Here is a 22,416-nt window from a genome sequence, read left to right on the forward strand (position 1 = left end):
TTAAGCGTTCCAGAACATGGGATTCGGCATTGCCCACATCAGCGTTGAAACTGGCCGGTTCCACGAACTGGGTGCCAAATGGGCACCCATGCCATAAAGGAAAAGAATGCCATGAGGTACTCAGGGCTAAGAGTCATTAGAGAGGCCTTGAATGGCCAAAAAGGTTGGAAGCCTGCTTGGCGCAATCCGGAACCCAAACCCAATTACGACATCATTGTCATTGGCGGCGGAGGCCACGGGTTGGCGACTGCACATTACCTAGCGACGAAATATGGTGAGAAAAGCATCGCAGTGGTCGAAAAAGGCTGGATTGGGTCCGGCAATGCCGGGCGTAACACGACAATTGTGCGTGGTGACTACACTTTGCCTCCAAATACCCGCTTCTACGATCACAGTGTTGGCCTGTGGGAAAAGATGGAGCGGGAGTTGAACTTCAATGTCATGCACTCACAGCGTGGCTTGTTGTTCGTGCACCACAACGACTCAGAGAGGGACGACCACTATCGCAAAACCAACATCATGCGGATGCAAGGCACAGATGGCGAGATTTTGGGGCCTGAGCAGGTGCGCAAGATGTACCCCTCGATGAATTTCGACGGACGTTTCCCTATCACGGGTGCCTATCTTCACCGGCGCGGTGGCACCGCCCGCCATGACGCTGTGGTCTGGGGATATGCGCGGTCGGCCGACAGGCGCGGAGTAGATATCCTTCAGAATTGCGAAGTTATGGGGTTCCGGATTGAGCAAGGTAAGGTCCTGGGGATTGAGACAACCCGCGGGTTCATCGGCGCAAGGAAGGTTGGTGTCTCGGTAGCTGGAAATACCAGCCGAGTGATGGACATGGCGGGCATTCGTACCCCAATCGAAAGCCATGTTCTTCAGGCTTTCGTGTCTGAAGGGCTCAAGCCCATCATTCCCGGCCAAGTCAATTATGGCGCAGGTCACTTCTATATTTCGCAGTCGGACAAAGGCGGCCTGGTTATGGGAGGCGACCTGGATCAGTACAATTCCTGCGCCCAGCGGGGCAACCTGCCGGTCTTTGAATCGGTGATTGAAGCCGCTGTGACCTTGTTCCCAATGCTGTCGCGCGCTCGTCTTTTGCGGGCATGGGGCGGTTTGCAGGATATGTCCATGGATGGCCATGCGGTGATCGACGAAACGCCGATCAAGGGTCTCTATTTGAACGGCGGCTGGTGCTACGGCGGATTCAAAGCAACACCCGCAGCCGGCGAATGCTTTGCTCATCTTCTAAGCACAGAACAGCCGCATGAACTTGCCAAGCCCTATCGTCTTGACCGGTTCCGGACCGGCTACCTGCTTGATGAAAAGGGCCAAGGCCCGAACCCGAACCGGCAGTAAGGAGCGGTCAAATGATTATCAATCACCCTCTTTTGGGGCCGCGTGACCGGCAGGAATTCACCTATCTCGGCGATGCTTGCCTGATTGACCGTCCCGACTGGCAGGCCGGGAACGCGATGGATCAGTTTTACGAATACGTCTACCTGCGTGATGATCCAGCCGGGGAGCACCGCGAGCTTTGGTATCACGAGCATGGCGACCGCTCGTGGCTAGTCGTAACACGCAACACGGTGACGCATGAAATCACTAATGTCGAACTGGCCAGCGATGTGGCCCGCAAGCAGGGGCGCAGCAAATGACCCAATCCAACCGTTTGAATGGCGGCCTGATCAACCGCGGAAAGCCACTGAACTTCAATTTCGATGGGCGTGCCTATCTGGGGTATGAGGGCGACACGCTGGCGTCTGCCCTGATGGCCAATGGCGTGCGTTTCCTGGGTCGATCGTTCAAGTATCACCGTCCGCGTGGTATTTTCACCGCTGGCTCCGAGGAGCCAAACGCGCTGGTCGAATTGCGCAGTGGAGCCCGGCAGGAACCAAACACACGCGCTACAGTAGCGGAGCTGTACGAAGGGCTGGTTGCTTGCTCACAGAATTACAAGGGCAGCTTACGTTACGACCTGCTTGCCCTGAACGATTTGTTCTCGGATATTCTGAGCGCCGGTTTCTATTACAAGACGTTCATGTGGCCGGCGGCTTTCTGGGAGAAAGTCTATGAACCCATCATCCGCTCAGCTGCAGGCCTTGGTCGCCTGTCTGGGGAAGATGACCCGGATGAATATGAAAAGGGCTTCCTCCATTGCGATCTGCTGGTGATTGGGGGTGGGCCCGCTGGCCTGATGGCGGCACTGACCGCGGGCCGTGCAAGCGCAAACGTCATCCTCGCGGATGAAGATAGCCGTTTTGGCGGGCGCCTGAACGTCGAACAGGAAGATGTCGACGGAAAGCCTGCGGTCGAATGGGTTGAGCAGACTGTGGCCGAGCTAACCGCGATGGACAATGTGCGCCTGATGCCGCGAAGCACGGCGATGGGGGCCTTTGACCACGGGGTTTACGGTGTGGTTGAGAGGGTGCAGGACCATCTGCAAACCCCTGTGGCAGGGAAGCCGCGGCAGACATTGTGGCGGGTTTATTCAAAGCGCGCGATCCTTTGTGCCGGGGCAACCGAGCGTCCAATTGCTTTCCCGGACAACGACCGTCCGGGGGTGATGCTGGCAGGATCGATGCGGGCCTATGCCAACCGCTGGGCTGCAACCCCCGCGCGGAAGGTGGCGGTCTTCACCAACAATGATGATGGCCATCGCACTGCGGTAGACCTGATGGCAAAAGGTGTTGATGTCACAGCCATCGTCGATGCCCGGCTGGATGCGCCGACACTGACGGATGTGCGGCTGATCAGTGGCGCGCATGTTATCGGCACCAAGGGGCGGCATGGCCTGAGCAGCATCCGGGTCCGTCAAGCGGATGGCCACGAGGAAACGCTAGCCTGTGGCGCCTTGGGCGTGTCTGGCGGCTGGAATCCCAACGTCCACCTGACCTGCCACCAGGGCGGCCGTCCTGTCTGGATTGAGAGTATTGCAGCTTTCGTTCCCGGCCGGAACATCCCAGTTGGCATGTCGGTGGCGGGTGCGGCCAAAGGCCTGTTTTCGACTGAAGACGCATTGCGCAGCGGGGCGGAAGAAGCTGTGGCTGCCCTGGAAAGCCTGGGTATCGCCGCCAGCGCATTGAAGCTGCCGCGCGCCGATAACGGCGCCTATAACCTCCAGCCACTTTACCATGTGCCCCATGGCAAGGGCCGGGCTTGGCTGGACCAGCAGAACGACGTGACCGTCAAGGACGTTAAGCTGGCACATCAGGAGAACTACCGATCGGTCGAGCATCTCAAACGCTACACTACTCTCGGCATGGCCACTGACCAGGGCAAAACTGCTAACGTCAATGCTTTGGCAATAATGGCCGAGCTGACCGGCAAATCGATCCCCGAAACGGGAACGACGATTTTCCGGCCGCCCTATACACCGGTTGCACTGGGCACAATCGGCGGGCGCACGGTGGGCAAACACTTCCACCCGACGCGCGAAACCCCGACTGACAAATGGGCCAGGGAACACAATGCGCCCTTTGACACTGCTGGCGACTGGATGCGGGCGCGTTGGTTTCCGCAGCCGGGCGAGACCCATTGGCGCCAGTCCGCTGACCGAGAGGCCTGTAACGTGCGCAAGAATGTGGGCATCTGCGATGTGACCACACTGGGAAAAATCGACGTTCAGGGCGCGGATGCCGCGTCATTCCTGAACAGGGTCTATGCCAATGGTTTTGCCAAGCTGGCAGTGGGTAAGGTGCGCTATGGCATCATGCTGCGCGAAGATGGCGCCTGTTACGATGACGGCACCGCTGCACGGTTGGCGGAAGAACACTTCGTCATCACGACCACTACAGCCAATGCCGGGGCGGTTCTGAGAAACATGGAATTCGCCCGTCAATGCCTGTGGCCGGACATGGACGTGCAGCTGATCTCAACCACCGAGGCCTGGGCGCAGTTTGCTGTTGCCGGACCGAAATCGCGCGAGCTGCTGCAGCGGATTGTGGACTCTGAGTTCGATATCTCAAACGAGGCATTCCCGTTCATGGCCTGCGGTTCCGTGACGCTGTGCGGCGGCCTGAGGGCACGTCTGTTTCGGATCTCATTCTCGGGTGAACTGGCCTATGAATTGGCTGTTCCCACCCGTTATGGAGATGCGCTGTGGCGCCGAATGCTAGAGTTGGGGCAAGATCTTGGAGTAGCTCCCTATGGTCTTGAAGCGCTCGACATCATGCGCATTGAAAAAGGCCACCCGACGGGTCGCGAACTCGACGGCAGGGCCACCGCACTGATGCTGGGTATGGGGCGCATGGTGTCCCGCAAAAAAGACAGCATCGGCAGCACAATGGACCAGCGGGAGGGGGTGACTGATCCCAATGGATTGCGCCTTGTCGGTCTGAAGCCCGTGAACCAAAGCGAAGTGATAACCGCCGGTTCCCAGTTGGTGAATGAAACTGCGCCTGTTCATATCGACAGCGAACAGGGGCATGTGACATCAGCCTGTATCTCGCCACATCTGGGGCACTCCATCGGAATGGCCTTTCTCAAAGGCGGTGATCAGCGCATGGGCGAGATTATCCGCGTAGTCGATCCCGTGCGGGGAACCGATGTAAAGGCTCAGGTCATTCCCACACATTTCTTTGACCCGGAAGGAGGGCGCCTGCGTGCTTGATCTTCAATCCATCACCCCGCTTTGGGGAGAAACGCCGCGTGTCGACCGATTCAATGGGCTGACAATCACTGAGGTTCCGAACCGGGCGCTTGCCTCGCTTGCATTGCGTAGGGGGCGCGAAGACGAAGGCCGGAAAGCGGCCGAGGCCATGCTGGGATTAGCTTTGCCTGCGGTCGGGAAGCACGCCGCAGCGGGCTCATACGCGGCTAGCTGGTTTGCGCAGGATCAGTGGCTGATCTCCGCAGAAATCCCGGAGCATGAACTTATGTCCTACCAACTCGCGGATGCCGTGGAGGGCCTAGCCTCGGTAACAGAGCAAACAGACGGCTGGTGCCGTTTTGATCTGGAGGGTGCGTGCCGGGGTGTGTTTGAACGTTTGAGCGGCGTCAATCTGGCTGCGATGGAGCCCGGGAGCGCCACACGCGCGCTGCTGGAGCACCTTAGCTGTGTGATCATCTGCTTTGAAACTGCCAGCCACTACGCGGTTCTTGGCCCGCGCTCTTACGCGCGCTCTCTGCACCATGCTTTGGAGACTGCCGCCCGTTCGGCCCTTTGAAATATCGGCTTACTTTCTGAACTAACCCGCCGCTACTGCGACCGCGGCGGAACCACGTACAGGAGACTTCCCATGACAACTGCTTGATCTTTTGGCCCTAGGTACCAAAGCTTAGGGTTAACCACGCAGTTGTCCAGTTTCGGCTTCGTCCGCGACTTGTGAATTCCACGTGTGATTCTCGCTGCAGCCTGTATGAATGACCGTTGCTTCCGCTGCATAGCGGCACCGAACTTGTTGCTCACTTGGCATTCCTGACGCTGCGAGTGCAAGCAGCGAGAAAATCCAAGGAACAGGTTGGGCTCGAAGCAGTCATTCGCTGCAACTTGCTTGAACGACTGCTACGCGGGACTTTGCTGCCCTACATGATGACCGATCAAACGTCTGCTTTTGCAGTGCTTTAGAAACATCGTGACACAATCGTTCAGTAATCAAGGGCACTGTGACCGCGGGGATTCACTCTTTAGACTCTTGATCTGACGCCTCGTCCGGCCAACCAGAAAGGAAAAACTGCCAGGTCGCGATGGTCCCAATCGCGCCAAACAGAATGGCCCAGAACAAGTTCCCGGTTACAAGCTCCAAGATCGCCCATCCAACGCTCAAGAGTGTGACGGCAACCCGCCGCCAGAGCGGAAGAAAGAAGGGTACGCGAAGTTCGAACATGTTCATCCGGGGATCACTCCAACGCTGTGGAACACGCGATGTTAGACCTCTGGCATGATAGTTGCGCCGGTAAATGCAATCAACTAACGTCCTTCCCCACGGTTACATGTCTCAGGTTCTGTGCACACCATTGACCGTTGCGATTGTCGACGGTGCACGCAGCCAATATTTGATTCCTCGGCATCGTAGCGCACAGCTCCGGCAGCCACACCACGATGTCATTCGCTGTCACTTCACAACGTCTACCTTGCTTCTGTTTAGCGAAATAGCGATTGCAGCAATCAGCAAAACACCCAAGGCGACCTGGCTCCACGAAGGGGGTACGCCCGCGATTGTCAGCCCATTGCGGACGATTGTCAGGGTCAATGCCCCGATGATTGTTTTGACCACACTGCCATAGCCACCTGTCAGCGGCGTACCACCAAGCGCAACCGCAGCAATTGCGTCGAGCTCAATCATCAGACCCGCCTGGGGCGTCGCCGCTCCTGCCCTTGCCAGGTTGACGCAAGCCGCCAATCCCACCATCAGCCCTGCAGCGGCAAAGACCTTGATCTTGAACGTCGTGACATTGATGCCGACCAGGCGGAGAACCTTCTCGTTGCCTCCAACGGCTCGCAACTGTTGACCAAAAACAGTCCTCTCATAAAAGGCCCACATAAACAGCGCGACAATCGCCGCGAGGATGAAGATCGCGGGGAATTTGCCCATCGACAGAAGCCAAGGTGCTGCGACAGACGAGATGTTGGTGCCGCCTGACACGCTATCGTCCGTTATATAAATCGCCGTGCCGTCTGATGCGATAATCACAACGGCGCGCACGATGATCAGCATTGCCAATGTTGTCACAAATGATGGGATCTTGAGCAGTGAAATAATCAGGCCGTTGACCATGCCAACAAGGCCACCTGCGACAATTCCCAGGATCAAGCCCACATCCCCGAACCAGAGCATTCCAAGTGCACCCAGAAACGCCGAAAATGCCAGGCTTGACCCGATGGAGATATCAATTGAACCAGTTGTCACGATCATCAACTGCGCGAATGCCAGTAACATCAAGACAGGCGTTTGCTGCGCAATGAACGTCCAGTTGCGCATCGACATGAAGCGGTCGCCCGAGATCGCCCAGAACAACAAGATTACCAGAACAATGGCAATGAAAGGCACATAGTCTCGCAACATTTCGGCGCGTTTGGGCGTCAGGAATGGGCGGGAGGCGGTTGTTTCGGTCATGTCGTTCTCCTCATTCGCCGAGAGTTATGGCCTTCACGAGCCGGTCCGAGGTAATCTCGTCGCGTTTGAATTCGCGCGATGTGACCCCGTGATGGGTCACTACGATACGGTCAGCCAGGCGGCGCACCTGATCGAGATTGTGGCTTACCAAAAGGAATGACGTGCCCTGCTTGTCGCGCACATCCTCAACCAATCGCTCAACTTCCGCCGTTTCATTCGGTCCAAGTGCGGCGGTCGGTTCGTCAAGGATTACGATGTCGCTCCCCCAGGCAATTGCGCGCCCGATCGCGATACTTTGTTGTTGTCCTCCGGACATGGAGGAGATTGGTTGCGACAGATCCTGAACGGTGGTGACATTGAGCTGCGCGAGGGCTTCACGGGTTTTTTCGCGCATCTTTCGTTCATCCACAAAAATCCCCCATTTGCGGGGGATGCGCCCCAAAAACAGGTTGTAGGGCGCCGTCATATTGGGAACCAGTGCCAGATCCTGATAAACGACTTCGATCCCGCATTCCTGCATATGCGAAACACTGTGCTCAGCCCGGGATACTTCCTTGCCATTGATGATGATCTGTCCGCCGTCCGGAACATGGGCCCCAGCCACAACCTTCATCAACGTTGATTTTCCGGCACCATTTCCGCCCACGATCGCGACAACTTCACCGCGATGAAGATCAAAGGAGCCGTCACGCAATGCCTGGACACCACCAAATGACTTCGAAACGTGTTTCACCGAAAGAAGAGGTTGAGCCGTCTGGTCATTCATAGTGGGTTCTCCTTCATTCCTATCCGCTTGCTTCAGCAACAAGGGCTTCTGGCTCGGCTCTGGGAGAACCGAGATAGGTTTGTGCAAGTACGTCCAGAAAGGCCCCGCGCAGCACAGTATCTTCACTTTGCTGGCTCAGCTCGATGTCGACGGCATCGTAGATGCTTGGCAAAACCGTCGCTTTTACATGGGTCTTGATGTGTTCCAGAAACCTTTGACCGAACCCGGCATATTCATCTCCGATCACAACCAAATCCGGATTGACGAAGTTGATGCAGTTGGTGATGCCTTGCGCCAGATAGCGTGCAACCCTGTGCACCTCTTCGCTGGCAAGCCCGTCTTCCGCTGCGTATGCGTCAAGGACCTGAGAAAAATCAGCGTCTGAAGTCAATGTTGTACTGCTGACGTTCTCTGCGCGCTCCCGTATGGCACGCAGTAGCGCAATGCGCGACGTGAAGAGTTCCAGACAGCCTCTATTTCCACATTTGCACTGCTCGCCATCAACGCTGATGGACGTATGCCCCAATTCACCTGCAAGACCTTGCGCACCCCGGTGCACATGGCCATCCACGACAAGCGCCGAGCCGATCCCCTGACCGGCAGACACGTACAACATGACCTTGGCCCCCAGCGCCCGGCCATGATGGCGCCATTCAGTCAAGGCTGCTGCCTTGGCGTCGTGTGTGGAGTGAACAGGAATGTCAGGATAGCGGGAGCGCAGCTCGGGGATCAGATCGAAGCCCTGCCATTGAGGGCTTTCAGTCATGAGGATGACACGTTCATCGCGCTCCAGGAACGGGCCAGGAACAGCCACGCCAATGCCATCGACCTGTTTCAAATTGCCAATCTGGCGATCCAGTGTCTCGGAGATCTCCTTGAAAGTCTGCTTGGCGGACCCGTCCCGTGCGATGGGGAATTCACTGGTCTCCAGCAGGTCACCGCGCAGATTAAATGCAGCAATGGAAAAGCTACGGCGTTGCAATCTAAGACAGAGGATGTATCGCCCGGAACCAACAAAGCTGAGGTTGATCGATCGCCGACCACGCCCCCCACGAACAAGTCCCACTTCCTCAACGATGCCATTGTCAATAAGTGGTGCTATCGCACGTGTGACAGTCGCCTGATCCAATCCGGTGGCTACGCTGATTTCCTTGCGCGAGCATTCTCCCATGTCGTGCAAAGCTGCAAGGATGGCGCGCCTGTTGTGGCCTTGAATACCTTCGATCGACAAGCCTTTTTGAGCAAGTTTCATGTCCGAACCCCAATTTTTTCAATTTGGCTCAAACATAGCGAGTTTTGCTTGCAACCTGCAATCAACTCTCGGGTGCTACGCATCGACGCCCTCCTGAAACAGGATGTCGGCGAATGTAGCACTTTGTCGGATCCTCTCCGCGTTGGGCATGTCGGTCTTGGTGATCTTTTCCCGCGTCTCGACTTCACCTCTGCCGCCACGCTCGTGGCGTCGCTTCAAGCGCTGCTTCAGGAGTTCATCCGGCGTGTCTACAAAGATACGCAGGTCGAAATGCGATGCCGCTCGAATCCAAGGCGCTTCATTCATCAGAATGTAGTTGCCCTCGACTATGCAAAGGGCCTCGTTTCCTTCGATCCTGGCGCCTTCTGGGACCGGGTCATGTATGTGCCGGGAATATCGCGGCCACCAAAACGCATCTCCCCTGGACAAACGTTCCACCGCGTGGGCAAACGCGTTGCCATCAAACGTATCGATACGGCCTTTCACGCTTCTAAGCCCTTCGGCCTCAAGCTGGGCGTTTGTTTTGTGAAACCCGTCCATCGGGCAGTAGGCAGCGATGTGCCCGGCAGCGCGTAGATCCTCGGACAGCCGCTCGGACAGCGTAGACTTACCCGTCGCCGGAGGCCCTGCAATTGCTACAATGAGCGGCGGTTGACCTGCACTTATCCGCTTTTCAATTGCGCCCAGAAGGCTGGCATAGTCGGCGAGGTGCTCAGGCATCCATCCAACTCCGCGTACCCGCATGGGTGCATGACTTACCCGCGATCTGGTTGGCGATATTCAACGCATCTACAAATGACCCGGTCTCGAGATACGCGTGGCAGAAAGCGCCGTGATAAATGTCTCCTGCGCCCAAGCTATCGACAACGTCCACCTCCAAAGCGGGTATCTCGCCCCGTCGTCCCTGATCATGCCAGACGACCCCAGCGTGACCCCGTGTCATTGCCCAGCGTTGGATGTCCAGTTCCTCACACATATTGGCAAAGGCGCGCAGTCCCTCGGGACAAAACACGTCGCTGACAATTGGAATATCGGCCAGCTTTAGAAAATCCGGTGACCAGTCTTTCCAGCCGCCGCCATCCAAAATGATTGGCCCTTCAAACGCACGTAAGGCGTCAGCGTGCGCCGCAACAAAATGCCGTTCGTACTGGTCGATCTGAATCAACCCGTATCCTTCCGTCAGGATCAGACCCTCTTGAGAACGCACCTTTTCGCACTCATCCCCTGCGCCATTGACAATCATCCTGGCCCCAAGGCTCCGGGTTGAAACAACTGTCGAAAGAGGGATGCGATAGTCCGGGTCATTACTGATGTCGTGCACCGTAACGTTCCTGTCCTTCAGATCGGACGTCAGCATTGTCTTCATTGGGCCCGGCGCGCCCAGCGATGTGGCCAGCGCCGCCGTTCCACCAAGATGGGCGAACGTAACGGCAGCGTTCAAAGCAGACCCGCCCGGGATCACATCATTGCTCAAAGCCTTGGTCTTCCCGTCCGGACCCGGAAAATCCTCAACAAGCGCGGTGACATCCATCACCGAGCGGCCTATGAACAGCGCCCGGCTCACGCGGCCTTCCGGGATGGATCGAGCCCGCCATCAGCATACCGCTTTGCCATTTCTGCAACTGGGATCGGCTTGATTTTACGCCCGTGGCCCGCCACCCCGAACCTCTCGAACCTGTCACGGACCAGCGTTTCAAGCTCCGCCATCCCGGCCAAGATAAACGCCCGAGGATCGAAATTCGATGGGTTGTCCCGGGAGAAGCGCCGCATTGCGCCGGACATGGCCATGCGGCAATCGGTGTCGATGTTGATTTTTCGAACACCATGCCGGATCCCGCGTTCGATCTCTTCGACGGGGACGCCCCAGGTTTGTGGCATTTCACCGCCAGAGGCGTTTATCAAGTCCTGCAAACCCTGTGGCACAGAGCTCGACCCATGCATGACAAGATGGGTATTCGGCACGCGACGATGGATCGCCTCAATCTGGCTGATGGCCAGGATGTCGCCATCCGGTTCCCTTGTGAATTTATAAGCGCCATGAGACGTCCCACAGGCTATCGCTAGCGCATCGACCTTGGTTGCAGCAACAAACTCCGCTGCCTGATCGGGATCGGTCAATAGCTGATCGTGATCCAGTTTGCCCTCTGCCCCGGACCCGTCTTCTTCACCCGCCTCGCCGGTTTCAAGCGATCCAAGAACACCCAGCTCTCCTTCGATTGAGGCACCCGTCCAATGTGCGATCTGTGCAACGCGAGCCGTGATATCGACGTTGTGGGCATAGCTGGCGGGTGTCTTGCCGTCGCCCATCAGGGAGCCATCCATCATGGCCGAGGTGAACCCCGCAGCGATGGCGCTGACGCAGGCCTGCTCATCATGGCCGTGGTCCTGATGCAGACAGATTGGGTTGTCGGGATACATGGACGCCAGTGCGTTCACTATAGCGACGATCATCCGATCTCCGGCATAGGCCCTGCGAACATTCAAGCTGGCTTGCAGGATCACCGGTGCATCGCAGGCGCGCGCAGCGTTCATGATCGCAAGGCCCTGCTCCATATTGGAGATGTTGAACGCCGGCACACCAAATCCTTGATCCGCCGCATAATCAAGCAATTGTCTGAGGGTTATGAGGGGCATGGCGAGGCCTTTACTTGCGGAAGTTGAGATTGTGGAATTTCGCCGAGCCTTCCTGAACAAAGAGACCCCAGGCATCGGTATTGGAGATGTCATAGACCCTGAAGGATGCAACAACCTGCCCGGCCACAAAGCACTCGATGGCCGACCCGTTGCGCAGGATCTGGACCCGGTAACACCCATCCTCCGGTGTGAAGGCGAGCGGACGCTCGACCAATGGGCTGTCGATCTCCTGACGGACCTCAATGCCATGCCGCTCATTGAGCACCAGGCTGTCCCAAAGTGGATCCATCGCGGCAGGCCAGCGATCAAACAGGACGCGCTCCTTCATGGGCTCGATTGAAAGGCTGTAACCGCTGTCCAGATGATCGCCGCCTCGGGGTTCGATGAGAATACCCACAGCTTCGGTGGCGGGATCAGGTTCAATCACTACATCGAGCAACACGTCATCCCGGTTCGGACCGTCGATGAACGCGTATCCGTATGATCCTGTCGCATCACACCGAGGGTCTGCATCGCCGGTCCAGTCTCCCAACATGGGGCGCAGCTTGTGGGGCACGGTCTCTGCGTAACTCTGGTCCACGTTATCGGGCAATTTGCAGGTCAGCGTGCCGTCTGGCAGCGAGACAAGTTCGCGCGGGCTGCCCAGTTCTCCGCCCCAAACCCAGCTGCGCTTGGGGCCATGATGCTTGCGGAACGGTATCCATGCGAAACTCATGCGACGGTCGCCATCGCTGGCCGATTTGGCAGCGTAAAATCGACGCCCGTCAAGACTGTCGAGCTTGCGGCTTTCCCAAGGACCATCCGGGGATTTTGACACCCGATACACTGTTTGCATTCGTTCCGAGTAGCGGCTTTCAACCAGATACCACCAGTCGCCCAACTTGAAGATTTCCGGGCATTCCGGGCAATGCGTCAACATCGAGGACGCCAGCGGCGGGCCAACCTCCCAGCTTTCCAGATCATCGGACGTGGCAACGGCAACACAGCCCCGGCGAAACTGCGGACCTTCCTTGAGGCGCGCTGAGATCAGCATCTTGAAGCACCCTGCCTCTTCGTCGCGGTAGACAAAGGGGTCGCGCCAATCGACGGTTTCGTACCAGCGGGGATCGGGGAAGATCATCGGGTTGGATCCGGATTTCTCCCAGGACTTGAGATCAGTCGATGTTGCCTTGCAAATTGACTGCGGTGAAGCAGATTGACGATTGTAACCTGTGTAGAAGAAGTGAAACACGCCCTTGTGCTCAATGACAGAGCCGGTCCAGATCCCATCGCCGTCGCACTCACCGTGCGCGCCGGGGCCAAAAGCGTCGGGCATCACCTCCCAGTTTACGAGGTCATCTGACCGAAGATAAGCGGTCGAGACGCGCGCCCGCTCAACATATTCCCACGCGCCCACAGGGGGTTGGGAAAAAAACAGATGCCACGTGCCATCGTGGTAGAATGGCATTGTATCACCAGCGGCAGCACCGCGCTCCGGAGCGTATCCGAAAAGTCTCATCTGCGGACCTCGAAAAGAGTTTGATTTTTTAGTCCCCCGACCCATTGAACCGGGGGAGGGCTCGCTGCGTGCAAGGGGAGTTATTGCACGTAGTCTTGCCAGTTTGCCTGCCACGCGTCGATGAAACCGGGCAAATCAGCGTCGGGATTATGGACCTTGCTGAGGCTGCGAACGGTTTCCGGTGAAAGAATACATCCGTTCAGAAGACTGTTGGCATAGGTATCCACATTGTCGGCTGTTACCGGAATGAGGCCGACCCGCGGCTGGGTGTCTTCAATCGGGTGACCGTGCAAGTAGTCATAGAGTTGGATAAGGCCGAACCCGCCAACCATCCAATGGCCACCGATCGAGAAACTCAGTTTGCCATCCTTGATGAATTGAGCGACCTGCTCGTCAATGTCGGTGGTTATGATGGCGATGTCGTCACGCCCTGCCTGTTCCACCGCAAATTGACTGCCGAGACCGGCGACCGCGCCAAGCACGATGATCGCGTCAATCTCGCCGGGTCCGAAGCGGGCAATGAACTGCTCGGCATATTTCTGGCCATTCTCCCGGTTCAGACGATCCCAACTTTCAGCGATCACTTCGACCCCTGCCGCGTCCAATTCCGATTGAACTCCCGCCCAGATTTCTTCCGCAGAAGTCACACCTTTCTGGTTCCAGACCATCGCGACTTTCTTGTGTCCGAGATCTGCGGTGGCTTTGCCGATTGCCTGACCCCAAGTGTCATTGTTCTGGGTCACCTGCGCGATGAAATCCTCACCTTCATAGTCATCGTCATAGCTGGACACCACCAGTCGACCGACGGCAATACCAGGAATATCATTCTCTTCGAGAAGACGCGCGACCTGGATACCGGCCGGCGACGTCAGCGGGTTGAAGATCAGCCCGTCCGGGCCGCTTGCGATGATGGATTCAGCTTGCGCCGCGTGCTGTTCTTCCGAGTTCTGATCGTCAAACTCCTTCAGCTCGACACCCAGCGCTTCAGCGACGCAGCGTTCAAAACGATGGCGGTTGATAACCCAAGGGTTTGTTTCCGGCTGGCCAAGGTCAGCGATTACCAGATCGGTACGAGCTTCGCTTTGAGCCGTTGCCACGCTCGCAAGCGGCAACATGGCTGCTGTCACAAGCAAAGGCTTGAGCATCTTGTAGGTCATGATCTCCTCCCTGGAGAGTTTTTCGCGTTGATTGCGGAGAGGTAAACTCCTATTTAATGCGTACTGCAATTAAATGCAGTTTGCAAGTATATATCCAATCCGCTGAACCAACCCGGGAACTTTGAGGTTGCGAAGTGGCAAAAATCCAGGCTTTACGGCTCAAGCAGTCAAGGCATCAAGTTCCGCGCGAACCACGCGGTACGGCAGGACCCGGTGTCCTGACTCAGGTTCCGAGCGGTGTGGATGCCCTGGGCGTGGTCCTCGTAACGATCGGCGTAGTCGTTCACAAATCCGCGCAGATGTCGTCTGCACCTGTCAACGGCGACTGAAATCGGCCATTCGCTGCAACCTGAAGAACGAGCAGGTTGGGCTCGCACCGGACTTTCTCTGCGACGGGCCCGAATTGGTCGAATGAGCCCTGAACCGCCATTGATCACACTTCAGCCTTTCGCTCATGCAGCAGGTCGCGATCCGCGCAAACCGGACATTTCCTGTCTGGTTCGTGGATGGCTGTGACGCGGACTAAGCTGCCATTCGCTGGCCGCGTTTCATAACAATGCTGAGCGGGACGACGTTTCTGTTAAGCGTTTGTGTATAACCGAGGCGTCAAATCAAATGACGACAGCCTCACGGTTCTCGCTGATCCCCCCAGTTCAACCAGGCAGCGTCCTCGGGCGACAGGAGCGAAGCGCAACGTTCATGGTAGCGTGCGAGTTCATTGTCACTAAGGCGGCCTTCCCACTTGTTGGATGTGCCGGAAGCAAAGAACTTCGCTTGGTCCACGAAGGGCGAATCTTTGTGAAAGCGTCTTTCGCTGGCTTCGACTACCTTGCGCATATTGGCAAACGTATTTGCCTCTGTCAGCGCAGTCAAAATTTCCGGTGGCAGATCGATTTCCAAAATTCGAGCAAGCCGCGCAATCTGTCCGTGCAGGTCTTTGCTCAGATCGGCGTAATGGAAGAAATGCACGTTCCCCTTGCCCTCACGCACTCTGGCCTGCTGGTAGTGACGTATAATGGAGTGCACTGTAAGATCATCTGTGCCCGTATCGGTCACTGGTTCCTCAACAAATCTGTTGAAGCCTGCCCGGATATCATCAGGGAACATCTCTAAAAGGGGACCAGCGTCTTTCATGTTCTCAACGTGGCTCCGAAAGGAGAAATGGGCATCGATCGGATGACGATACACAACGATATAGGTTGGCTCTAAACCATATGAGATGCCGTCCATGGGTGTATGGCTTTTGAGGCAGCGCCTACGCGTCAAGCTGGCTTGCTTTGCGGCGATTGCTTTTCGGTCGCGAAATCCACAATCGAGCCAAGGTGCTTCTTCTCTGTTGCCGGCATCCGGAACGACCCTGCCATGTATCAGCATCATGACGATATTCAACGTCCATGTCGTGCCGCATTTTGGGGGCGTGCAAACAATCACGTCGTTGGGCCGCAGCTGAAATTCATCCCAAATGTCGGTATTCGTGACCGGGCCAAGATAATCGCGGTGACGTTCTGTATGAACTGTCTGCATTGGACTTCTCCCTCGTCCGTAACTCCACTTTAGCCGTCCATCATCCAACCGCAAAGCTGTTTGAGCGTCAGGAACGCGAGGCGAAAAAATGTCGCCAATAGGCTCGTTGCAGACCTTTGCTGCTAACTTCATGAATATCCGCTTTCCGCGCATTCATACCATCCTTGGTGCTCGGTGCTGCAATCGCAGCGAATGGCAGCTGAGTGGCCATTCCTGCCAAGTAGCCTGTGGCACGGCGATCGAGGGTCATCGGTCTGGATGCACGTTCTTAACGGGATTGGGCGGCAGTTTTATTGGGATTCAGGCGTCAATTCACTGAGAATACGCAGTTGAGCGCTAGGCTAGAACAACTTGGCCTATTTTGATCATTTTCGCATCGACCCCAAGTTCTGGTATCAAGTAGCCGTTTTTGGTCCTGAACACATTCCGCAAATACTGATTTCCGTCAGTGTCCATAAACAGACACCGTAAGTTGTAGCAATCGCCCCAAACCCCTGCAATTGCAACTAGTGGAATGCCTATCGGTAGCGAGTCGACTCTTTCAAATTCTCTGTAGTCAATCCCGCAGGCGCAGGATTGGCGGAAGCTCATGGTGAAGCGTTCGTGATGAGTGGGCATCGTCATTCCTTCAGATCAAAGATGGAAGCCGTAGTCTTGGTCTCGTTCAAGCAGCCCATGATTCAGCTCTCTTGCAGCAGAGTTTCGGCGGCTCTCGCTAGCTTCAAACTCGTCTGCAAGTTCTCTTCCAGCGTGGTGTAGTTCTGTTCTTCGGTCAGCAAGTCGGCCAATGTAGCTACGGACTTGAGATGTGATTTCATCAGCAGCTCGATGCACTGCGTTAAGCCATTTAGCCTGGCCTCGATCCCGGTCGTCGAGCGTTCTTCCAAATTGCGCAATTCCGAGGCGGAGGTCTCGCAAGCCGTCACCAACTGCTCGACGCACGCGAGCAAATCTCGCTCCAAGGCTGTCAGGGATTGGTCCATCTAGTTTGGCTCCACTCTGATGCAAGAAACCAATCGGCTCGCCACCGAACAGGTGCGCATGCTTGATGTTTCTGGCGGCAGGATCAAATAAGTCGCTCCCTCGTGAAGTACCGCCTGGATGCCCAACCTCTCTAGCTGCGTCGAGGCGGCTATCGTTGAGAGTTTCCAGCTCCACAGAAAAGTCAGTCCTAAGGTTGCTGCGATCAACACCATACAGGCCGTTATCACCGCCCAAGGTGAGATCTGAATCAGGAATTTGATCTTGTCGATGTGACTCTGCCAGGTCGTCCCGCTCCAATCCAAAAACGTGCGGGTATCGGCTTCGATTGTATTCCGCGCGAGTGTTACACATGCTTGAATATCGCTCCTGAAGCTCTGCAATTGAGAATCCATCAAGGCGGCGTGCTCTTTTCGGATCTTGTCCAAGTCCGCGTTCAATTTCTCGCTCAGCCGGGTCGGCTTGCCAGTCGTCATGGAAAATCTCTCCTTTCAATCGCCAGCGTTCGCCTGTGTCGGGGTCTTTGGCCGTGATGTAATTTTTGCTTACGCGGGGGATATCGAAACCTGCGTCGGTCAGGGCATCGACCATGCTTGCGCGGTCGGTGATGGTGCCGATGCTGATCTGGTCTAAGATCCATTCGTGGAGTTCTTCGCGGCCCTGTGCCCTAGTTGGGGCCTCAACGGTGGCTTGAACCTCCTGTGTGCGTTCCAGATCCATCGGATCGGCCCAGTCGTGCGTCTTGTTCATTAAGTCGCGCAGACTGTCATAGGCTGTCCGATAGCCAGGTGGTGCGATGTTGAGGCTTTTACCGGTTGTCAGCTCCAAACGCGGTGTACAGAAATGCAGCTCAACTCGGTCTTCGTGGCTGTGCCGGACCCAGAGCAAGTCGAATTGCTCACTGTCCATACCAGCGAATGCCAGTGCCTCGAAGGCGTTCATGACTTCGACCTGCTGGGCTACGGTGGGTGCGTCCTCGCTGGCAAAGCTGATGACGCCCGCGCGGTAGGTCCACTGATTGCGACTGGCGTCGATCAGGGCCTCGGTGCGGGTGGAATCGCCGCGCAGCACTTCAGGCAAAGGATCGCGTATGACCGTCATGGGCTGGCCATCAGCATCGCGGATTAGATCGCGATTGGAGTCATAGGCCAAGACCTCACGCGTGACGAGATAGCCAACTGGACCAGCACCCGCGCCTTTGCCATTGGGAAAGAACTTGATCAGCATTGTCGTGCCTCATCAAGGATCTTGGTAAGCTGGCGTTCAATCACAACCAGTTGTCGGGCGACGGCCAGCGTATCCATGTCAACCCGACCAATCAGAAGCGCCCGATTCACAACCCGCGCAACCTGGTTGAGGTTACCGCCAATGCGCCCTAGTGCCAGGACCAGAGCGGGGTCGACGCGAGGCGCAGGCTTGCGACGACGTGCTTCCGTCAGACCCAAGGCTTCGCGCAAGAGGGTCGCGGCAGACACTCCGGCAGCTTCGGCTTTGGCGCGAAGCTCAGCCTTCTCAGCAACGCTACATCGAAAGACGAAGGTCTCGGTGAGCGGCGCTTTGGCGGGCGGCGTGCCTCCGCCGGTGGGGTTCGAAGGGGAGGCTTGCCACCCCTCGCAAGGTCCCGTGTCAGCAGCGCCAGCGTATGACATGGGTCGCCTTGCTCTTTGCTCAGACCGCATGGCACAGTTCCTGCTTCGATGGTGCAAACAGGGTCCAGCCTTCGGTGATGAGCCAGCTGCGCAACACGGGCCACTCGTTCTTGTTCGTTGGAGGGAACCTGCCGGGGAGCCAGTAGCCGCGCTCGTTGTTTTCGATGGCTTCAGGAAGTACCCGGTCGATCCAAGCACCAAACATTCGTTCGGTGAACTGCTCCCATTGGCGGCAGCCGAAAGATTGGCGCGAGACGAATTCGGGTTGCGCACTGCCCACGCGCGCCGAGTCGGATGGCCCACCATTCGGCAGATCCGGCTCAAGCGCGAGGTTTTGTTCTATGGATTGTTCTTTCTTTATATAGGAAAGATCACCCATGCGCCCTTTGTCTCTCACGGGCGAACCCTTTCGCCCTTCTGAAAGGCTCATCGGTGCATCCTTTTTCCTCCGGCGAAACGGGATGATTTTTGTTGGGGAGCGAAGGTCGTATTCTGTGTGATTGCCTGCGCCACGCCCTTCAGTTCGAAACAGCCAACCGAACTCGACAAGCTGTTTGAGGCAGCGTTTGATGGTTGCTAGCGACATTCCGACCAGGAACTCATCAAGCGTTTTTAGTGAGGGATTGAGTTGGCCGGTCCTGTCGTTGGCGAACTGTACCGAAAGCGCTGAGGCAACTACCTTAGTTGACGAGTTGAGGTCAGCGCATTGCAGAACGGCCTTGAGCCATTCAAAGCGATTGAGCCTAGACATATGCGCCTCCCGCGATTGCGGACCGGCTGCGAATTTGGTATTCTGTTCGTGCGGATAAATTTGCATTACCGTTGAGGTGGGTGGCCGCCCCCTCAGCGGTTTTTCTTTCACTTTTCTTCGGAAACCAGACCCTGAAAACAGAATAATCCGGACAAAATCCGGGTATGCTGCGGTGGCGGCGCAGTTCATTCGTATTTAACTGATTGATTTTATTGGTCGGAGTGAGAGGATTCGAACCTCCGACCCCTGCCTCCCGAAGACAGTGCTCTACCAGGCTGAGCTACACTCCGACCGTGGCGGCTGATTTATACCTGAGGGTTTGGATGTGCAAGAGGGATTCTGGGTCTGGTTTGTGATTAGTAACAGGCTTTGGACAGGCTCAAAATCCCTGTGATTAGCCCCATGTCAGATCAGGCGGTCAGTGCGATAAAGTCGGATTTTTGTGCCGCCGTGATCCACTACCGGCCCTGCCGGAAGCAAAGGAAGGCGTGTGGCATGGGCCAGGGATGGGGTGCTTGTTACGATGCCAACGCGCCAGCCTTTGAAGCGTGACATCAGAACCTTGCCGAAACTCCCATACAAGGATCGCAGACGTTTTTCATCGCCTATCCTGGTGCCATAAGGGGGGTTTACGATCACTAACCCCTCAGCACCTTGCGGGGGCTTCAGATCGCTGACGGAGTGGCAATGAAATGTTGTATTGGTCGAAACACCGGCTTGTTCCGCGTTAGCTTTTGCGGCCTCGATCGCACCTGCATTCCTGTCGGAGCCGAAGAACTGAACCTCGGGGGCAGGGGAGGGTGACCCGGCGCGCATGTCGGACCAGATGTCGGGATCAAAACTCCTTAGGCTTTCGAATGCAAAATTACGCGTGCGACCGGGAAGCAGGCCCAACGAGATCTCGGCAGCCTCGATGACGAAAGTGCCCGACCCGCACATGGGATCCAGCACCGGTTCGGTCCCGTGATAGCCACATTCGCGCAGGAACATGGCCGCCATTGTCTCGCGCATGGGGGCCTTGGCGACGGAAGTCTTGTGACCTCGCTTGTGCAGGGGATCTCCGGAGGTGTCGATCGAGAATGTGCAGATGTCTTTCTCAATCCGCAAAAGCACGCGCAGGGCTGCATCTGTCGAGATTGGAGTCCCCAGTGTCTCGGCCAGCGCTCGTTCGATCCTTTGGCGCGCGGCACCCGCATGATAGATGCGTGATTTGCGGCTTGTCGCCTCGACTTTTACCGGCACTTCCGGGCGCAGGAAATCTGACCACGGAAATTTTCTGGCACGTTTGTCCAGTTGTGCAAGATGGACAGCGGGAAAGCTGCCAATCCGAACCAGAACTTTATTTGCGCCCCGAAGGCAAAGGTTGGCACGCCAGACTTCGGGCCACCCGCCCCGACAAACCACGCCACCAGCAATGACCTTGGCATCGGCGAATCCCTGTTCGGTGGCCTCGGCATGCAGCGGCGCCTCTAGTCCGGGCGTTGCTACCAGAAAAATTTCCAGATCGTTCGTTTGTTCCATCAAGGGTGCTTACACCGGACATGATCGGGGCGCGACAGGCAATTTCAGCGAAAGTGATACAAGAAAGTGAATACCGTGAGGGAATTTTGACGGTTACAGGTTTGCTTTTGGTATCATCCCCGCGTAAAGGGGCCACAATCAGAGGGACGGCCGCGGATTTCAGTCGCAATTCGACGCTTTTGCGACGACTGCTTGGAATTCTCGCGTTATTGTCTGACACTAGATAGGTGTTGGCTCAGCCGGCACAGGTAAAGAGGCTTGGAAGACCGTAGCGACATGCAAACTTTCAAACTGAAAAAAGGGTTGGAGTTGCCGGTGCAAGGCGCACCGGAGCAAACCATCAATCCGGGTCCAGAATTCAAGACTGTTGGGGTTTTGGGGGGCGATTACCTTGGCTTGAAACCGCGAATGCTGGTTCAGGAGGGGGATGACGTTCAACGTGGCACTCCGCTATTCTGTCACAAGGACGCACCCGAGGCGATGATGGTCGCCCCGCTAAGTGGTAAGATCGTTGCCATCAACCGTGGTGCGCGCCGGGTTTTGCAGAGCGTTGTGATCGAGGTTGCGGATGCCAACGACACGGGTATCGATTTCTCGGGTGTTGGTGATGCGGACAGCGCCGAGGGTGTCACCGCCAAGCTATGCGCCGCGGGGCTGTGGACCGCTTTCCGTACGCGTCCCTATTCCAAGATGCCAGTTCCGGGCACCAAGCCAGCAGCGATTTTCGTCACAGCCATGGATAGCGAACCACTGGCCGGAGATGCAGAAATCATCATCAATGACGCGGGCAAAGCATTTGCGGATGGTCTGGTAGCCGTATCCAAGTTGTCCGAGGGCAAAACCTATTTGTGCCAGCAGGACGGTGCTTCAGTTCCGGGTAGCGATCTGCCAGACGTTGAGGCGGCGGCATTCTCTGGTCCGCATCCTGCGGGTTTGGCCGGAACCCACATCCATTTCCTCGAACCGCTTGCGGGCGAAAAGCAGGTCTGGACCATCGGGTATCAGGATGTCATCGCCATTGGCCGCCTGATGCAGACGGGCCATCTGGACCCTAATCTGGTGATCGCCCTGACTGGCCCGGGTGCTCGTCAGCCGCGCCTGATCCGTACGGTGATGGGAGCGTCGACCGAAGACCTGACCAGGGATGAGATTGATGTGGACGGCACGGCACGGATCATTTCGGGCTCGATCCTATCTGGTCAGCATGCGGATGGCCCAACGGCTTATCTGGGGCGTTTTGCAAGGCAGATGACCATCATCCGTGAGGACCACGACCAGATTCCGATGGGCTGGATCCGCCCGATGCCTTCGAAATTTGCGGTTCAGCCGGTGCTGGGTTCTGCTTTCGCCAAAAAGCTGTACGCGCTCAGCTCGAATCTGAATGGGGGGCGCCGCGCCATGGTGCCCACGGGTACGTTCGAAGAGCTGATGCCGCAGGACTATCTGCCGACGCAACTGCTGCGGGCACTACTGGTGATGGACACCGATACCGCGCAAGCTCTGGGCGCGCTCGAGCTGGACGAAGAGGATCTGGGCCTTGTCGGCTTTGCCTGTCCGGCAAAATATGAATACGGGCTGGCGTTGCGCGACTGCCTGAACAAGATTGAAAAGGAGGGCTGATCCAA

The 22,416-nt window shown here is 56.7% G+C and carries 19 protein-coding genes and 1 tRNA gene; 5 read left to right on the forward strand and 15 right to left on the reverse strand.

Features of this window, described 5'->3' with window-relative positions; all coding sequences use genetic code 11:
- Positions 1–111: 111 nt before the first annotated feature.
- The 4 genes from AC2FLG_RS03925 to AC2FLG_RS03940 are packed head-to-tail and all read left to right on the forward strand — an operon-like array spanning position 112 to position 5,168.
- Positions 112–1,359, forward strand: coding sequence for a sarcosine oxidase subunit beta family protein (locus AC2FLG_RS03925; RefSeq protein ID WP_106607585.1), 1,248 nt, complete (start codon positions 112–114; stop codon positions 1,357–1,359).
- A gap of 11 nt (positions 1,360–1,370) precedes the next feature.
- The gene (locus tag AC2FLG_RS03930) at positions 1,371–1,658 is read left to right on the forward strand and encodes a sarcosine oxidase subunit delta (RefSeq protein WP_106607275.1); all 288 of its coding nucleotides are present in this window, start codon (positions 1,371–1,373) and stop codon (positions 1,656–1,658) included.
- Positions 1,655–4,612: a sarcosine oxidase subunit alpha family protein gene (locus tag AC2FLG_RS03935; protein ID WP_496677010.1), complete on the forward strand. Its 2,958-nt coding sequence runs from the start codon at positions 1,655–1,657 to the stop codon at positions 4,610–4,612. The genes AC2FLG_RS03930 and AC2FLG_RS03935 overlap by 4 nt, the downstream gene beginning before the upstream one ends.
- The gene (locus AC2FLG_RS03940; RefSeq protein WP_142638799.1) at positions 4,605–5,168 is read left to right on the forward strand and encodes a sarcosine oxidase subunit gamma; all 564 of its coding nucleotides are present in this window, start codon (positions 4,605–4,607) and stop codon (positions 5,166–5,168) included. The genes AC2FLG_RS03935 and AC2FLG_RS03940 overlap by 8 nt, the downstream gene beginning before the upstream one ends.
- Before the next feature lie 453 nt (positions 5,169–5,621).
- Here AC2FLG_RS03940 and AC2FLG_RS03945 read toward each other — a convergent pair whose 3' ends face one another.
- The 15 genes from AC2FLG_RS03945 to AC2FLG_RS04015 form a co-directional block, all read right to left on the reverse strand.
- Complete coding sequence (locus AC2FLG_RS03945; protein ID WP_496676962.1) at positions 5,622–5,828, reverse strand: hypothetical protein; 207 nt, start codon at positions 5,826–5,828, stop codon at positions 5,622–5,624.
- A 228-nt stretch (positions 5,829–6,056) separates the two neighbouring features.
- Positions 6,057–7,058, reverse strand: a complete 1,002-nt coding sequence (locus AC2FLG_RS03950) for an ABC transporter permease (protein WP_299664546.1) — start codon at positions 7,056–7,058, stop codon at positions 6,057–6,059.
- A gap of 10 nt (positions 7,059–7,068) precedes the next feature.
- Positions 7,069–7,824 (reverse strand): ATP-binding cassette domain-containing protein, encoded by a 756-nt coding sequence (locus tag AC2FLG_RS03955; RefSeq protein WP_299664544.1) that lies wholly within the window; start codon positions 7,822–7,824, stop codon positions 7,069–7,071.
- 19 nt (positions 7,825–7,843) lie between these two features.
- Positions 7,844–9,076, reverse strand: a complete 1,233-nt coding sequence (locus AC2FLG_RS03960; protein WP_299664541.1) for an ROK family transcriptional regulator — start codon at positions 9,074–9,076, stop codon at positions 7,844–7,846.
- Between the two features lie 75 nt (positions 9,077–9,151).
- Entirely contained in the window at positions 9,152–9,796 is a 645-nt protein-coding gene (locus AC2FLG_RS03965; RefSeq protein ID WP_299664539.1) for an AAA family ATPase, read from the reverse strand.
- Entirely contained in the window at positions 9,789–10,640 is an 852-nt protein-coding gene (locus AC2FLG_RS03970) for a PfkB family carbohydrate kinase (RefSeq protein WP_299664537.1), read from the reverse strand. Before AC2FLG_RS03970 ends, AC2FLG_RS03965 begins: the two co-directional genes overlap by 8 nt.
- Positions 10,637–11,710: a class II fructose-bisphosphate aldolase gene (gene fba, locus AC2FLG_RS03975; protein ID WP_299664535.1), complete on the reverse strand. Its 1,074-nt coding sequence runs from the start codon at positions 11,708–11,710 to the stop codon at positions 10,637–10,639. The genes AC2FLG_RS03970 and fba overlap by 4 nt, the downstream gene beginning before the upstream one ends.
- A gap of 10 nt (positions 11,711–11,720) precedes the next feature.
- Positions 11,721–13,208 carry a family 43 glycosylhydrolase gene (locus AC2FLG_RS03980; protein WP_299985811.1) on the reverse strand — a complete coding sequence of 496 codons (1,488 nt, stop codon included), beginning with the start codon at positions 13,206–13,208 and terminating at the stop codon, positions 11,721–11,723.
- 80 nt (positions 13,209–13,288) lie between these two features.
- The gene (locus tag AC2FLG_RS03985) at positions 13,289–14,365 is read right to left on the reverse strand and encodes a sugar ABC transporter substrate-binding protein (protein WP_299664530.1); all 1,077 of its coding nucleotides are present in this window, start codon (positions 14,363–14,365) and stop codon (positions 13,289–13,291) included.
- 627 nt (positions 14,366–14,992) lie between these two features.
- Complete coding sequence (locus AC2FLG_RS03990; protein ID WP_496705074.1) at positions 14,993–15,889, reverse strand: sulfotransferase domain-containing protein; 897 nt, start codon at positions 15,887–15,889, stop codon at positions 14,993–14,995.
- Positions 15,890–16,522: 633 nt separating this feature from the next.
- The gene (locus AC2FLG_RS03995; RefSeq protein WP_496677021.1) at positions 16,523–18,097 is read right to left on the reverse strand and encodes a relaxase family protein; all 1,575 of its coding nucleotides are present in this window, start codon (positions 18,095–18,097) and stop codon (positions 16,523–16,525) included.
- A complete protein-coding gene (locus AC2FLG_RS04000; RefSeq protein ID WP_082643591.1) occupies positions 18,091–18,519 on the reverse strand; it encodes a plasmid mobilization protein in 429 nt (142 codons plus the stop codon). Before AC2FLG_RS04000 ends, AC2FLG_RS03995 begins: the two co-directional genes overlap by 7 nt.
- A gap of 19 nt (positions 18,520–18,538) precedes the next feature.
- Positions 18,539–19,459, reverse strand: coding sequence for a hypothetical protein (locus tag AC2FLG_RS04005; protein ID WP_496677025.1), 921 nt, complete (start codon positions 19,457–19,459; stop codon positions 18,539–18,541).
- A gap of 24 nt (positions 19,460–19,483) precedes the next feature.
- Positions 19,484–19,560, reverse strand: a tRNA-Pro gene (locus AC2FLG_RS04010).
- A 115-nt stretch (positions 19,561–19,675) separates the two neighbouring features.
- A complete protein-coding gene (locus AC2FLG_RS04015; RefSeq protein ID WP_496701835.1) occupies positions 19,676–20,791 on the reverse strand; it encodes a THUMP domain-containing class I SAM-dependent RNA methyltransferase in 1,116 nt (371 codons plus the stop codon).
- A gap of 276 nt (positions 20,792–21,067) precedes the next feature.
- Between AC2FLG_RS04015 and AC2FLG_RS04020 the strand changes: the two genes are divergently transcribed.
- The gene (locus AC2FLG_RS04020) at positions 21,068–22,411 is read left to right on the forward strand and encodes a Na(+)-translocating NADH-quinone reductase subunit A (RefSeq protein WP_496705076.1); all 1,344 of its coding nucleotides are present in this window, start codon (positions 21,068–21,070) and stop codon (positions 22,409–22,411) included.
- The last annotated feature ends 5 nt before the right edge of the window (positions 22,412–22,416 follow it).

The organism is Ruegeria sp. CDSA193, from assembly GCF_059611885.1.

Bases quoted from the DNA above. Each gene is read 5' to 3' on its own strand.
- AC2FLG_RS03925 (WP_106607585.1), top strand. From the start codon at position 112: ATGAGGTACTCAGGGCTAAGAGTCATTAGAGAGGCCTTGAATGGCCAA.
- AC2FLG_RS03930 (WP_106607275.1), top strand. From the start codon at position 1,371: ATGATTATCAATCACCCTCTTTTGGGGCCGCGTGACCGGCAGGAATTC.
- AC2FLG_RS03935 (WP_496677010.1), top strand. From the start codon at position 1,655: ATGACCCAATCCAACCGTTTGAATGGCGGCCTGATCAACCGCGGAAAG.
- AC2FLG_RS03945 (WP_496676962.1), bottom strand. From the start codon at position 5,828: ATGTTCGAACTTCGCGTACCCTTCTTTCTTCCGCTCTGGCGGCGGGTT.
- AC2FLG_RS03950 (WP_299664546.1), bottom strand. From the start codon at position 7,058: ATGACCGAAACAACCGCCTCCCGCCCATTCCTGACGCCCAAACGCGCC.
- AC2FLG_RS03955 (WP_299664544.1), bottom strand. From the start codon at position 7,824: ATGAATGACCAGACGGCTCAACCTCTTCTTTCGGTGAAACACGTTTCG.
- AC2FLG_RS03960 (WP_299664541.1), bottom strand. From the start codon at position 9,076: ATGAAACTTGCTCAAAAAGGCTTGTCGATCGAAGGTATTCAAGGCCAC.
- AC2FLG_RS03965 (WP_299664539.1), bottom strand. From the start codon at position 9,796: ATGCCTGAGCACCTCGCCGACTATGCCAGCCTTCTGGGCGCAATTGAA.
- fba (WP_299664535.1), bottom strand. From the start codon at position 11,710: ATGCCCCTCATAACCCTCAGACAATTGCTTGATTATGCGGCGGATCAA.
- AC2FLG_RS03980 (WP_299985811.1), bottom strand. From the start codon at position 13,208: ATGAGACTTTTCGGATACGCTCCGGAGCGCGGTGCTGCCGCTGGTGAT.
- AC2FLG_RS03985 (WP_299664530.1), bottom strand. From the start codon at position 14,365: ATGACCTACAAGATGCTCAAGCCTTTGCTTGTGACAGCAGCCATGTTG.
- AC2FLG_RS03990 (WP_496705074.1), bottom strand. From the start codon at position 15,889: ATGCAGACAGTTCATACAGAACGTCACCGCGATTATCTTGGCCCGGTC.
- AC2FLG_RS03995 (WP_496677021.1), bottom strand. From the start codon at position 18,097: ATGCTGATCAAGTTCTTTCCCAATGGCAAAGGCGCGGGTGCTGGTCCA.
- AC2FLG_RS04000 (WP_082643591.1), bottom strand. From the start codon at position 18,519: ATGTCATACGCTGGCGCTGCTGACACGGGACCTTGCGAGGGGTGGCAA.
- AC2FLG_RS04005 (WP_496677025.1), bottom strand. From the start codon at position 19,459: ATGAACTGCGCCGCCACCGCAGCATACCCGGATTTTGTCCGGATTATT.
- AC2FLG_RS04015 (WP_496701835.1), bottom strand. From the start codon at position 20,791: ATGGAACAAACGAACGATCTGGAAATTTTTCTGGTAGCAACGCCCGGA.
- AC2FLG_RS04020 (WP_496705076.1), top strand. From the start codon at position 21,068: ATGCAAACTTTCAAACTGAAAAAAGGGTTGGAGTTGCCGGTGCAAGGC.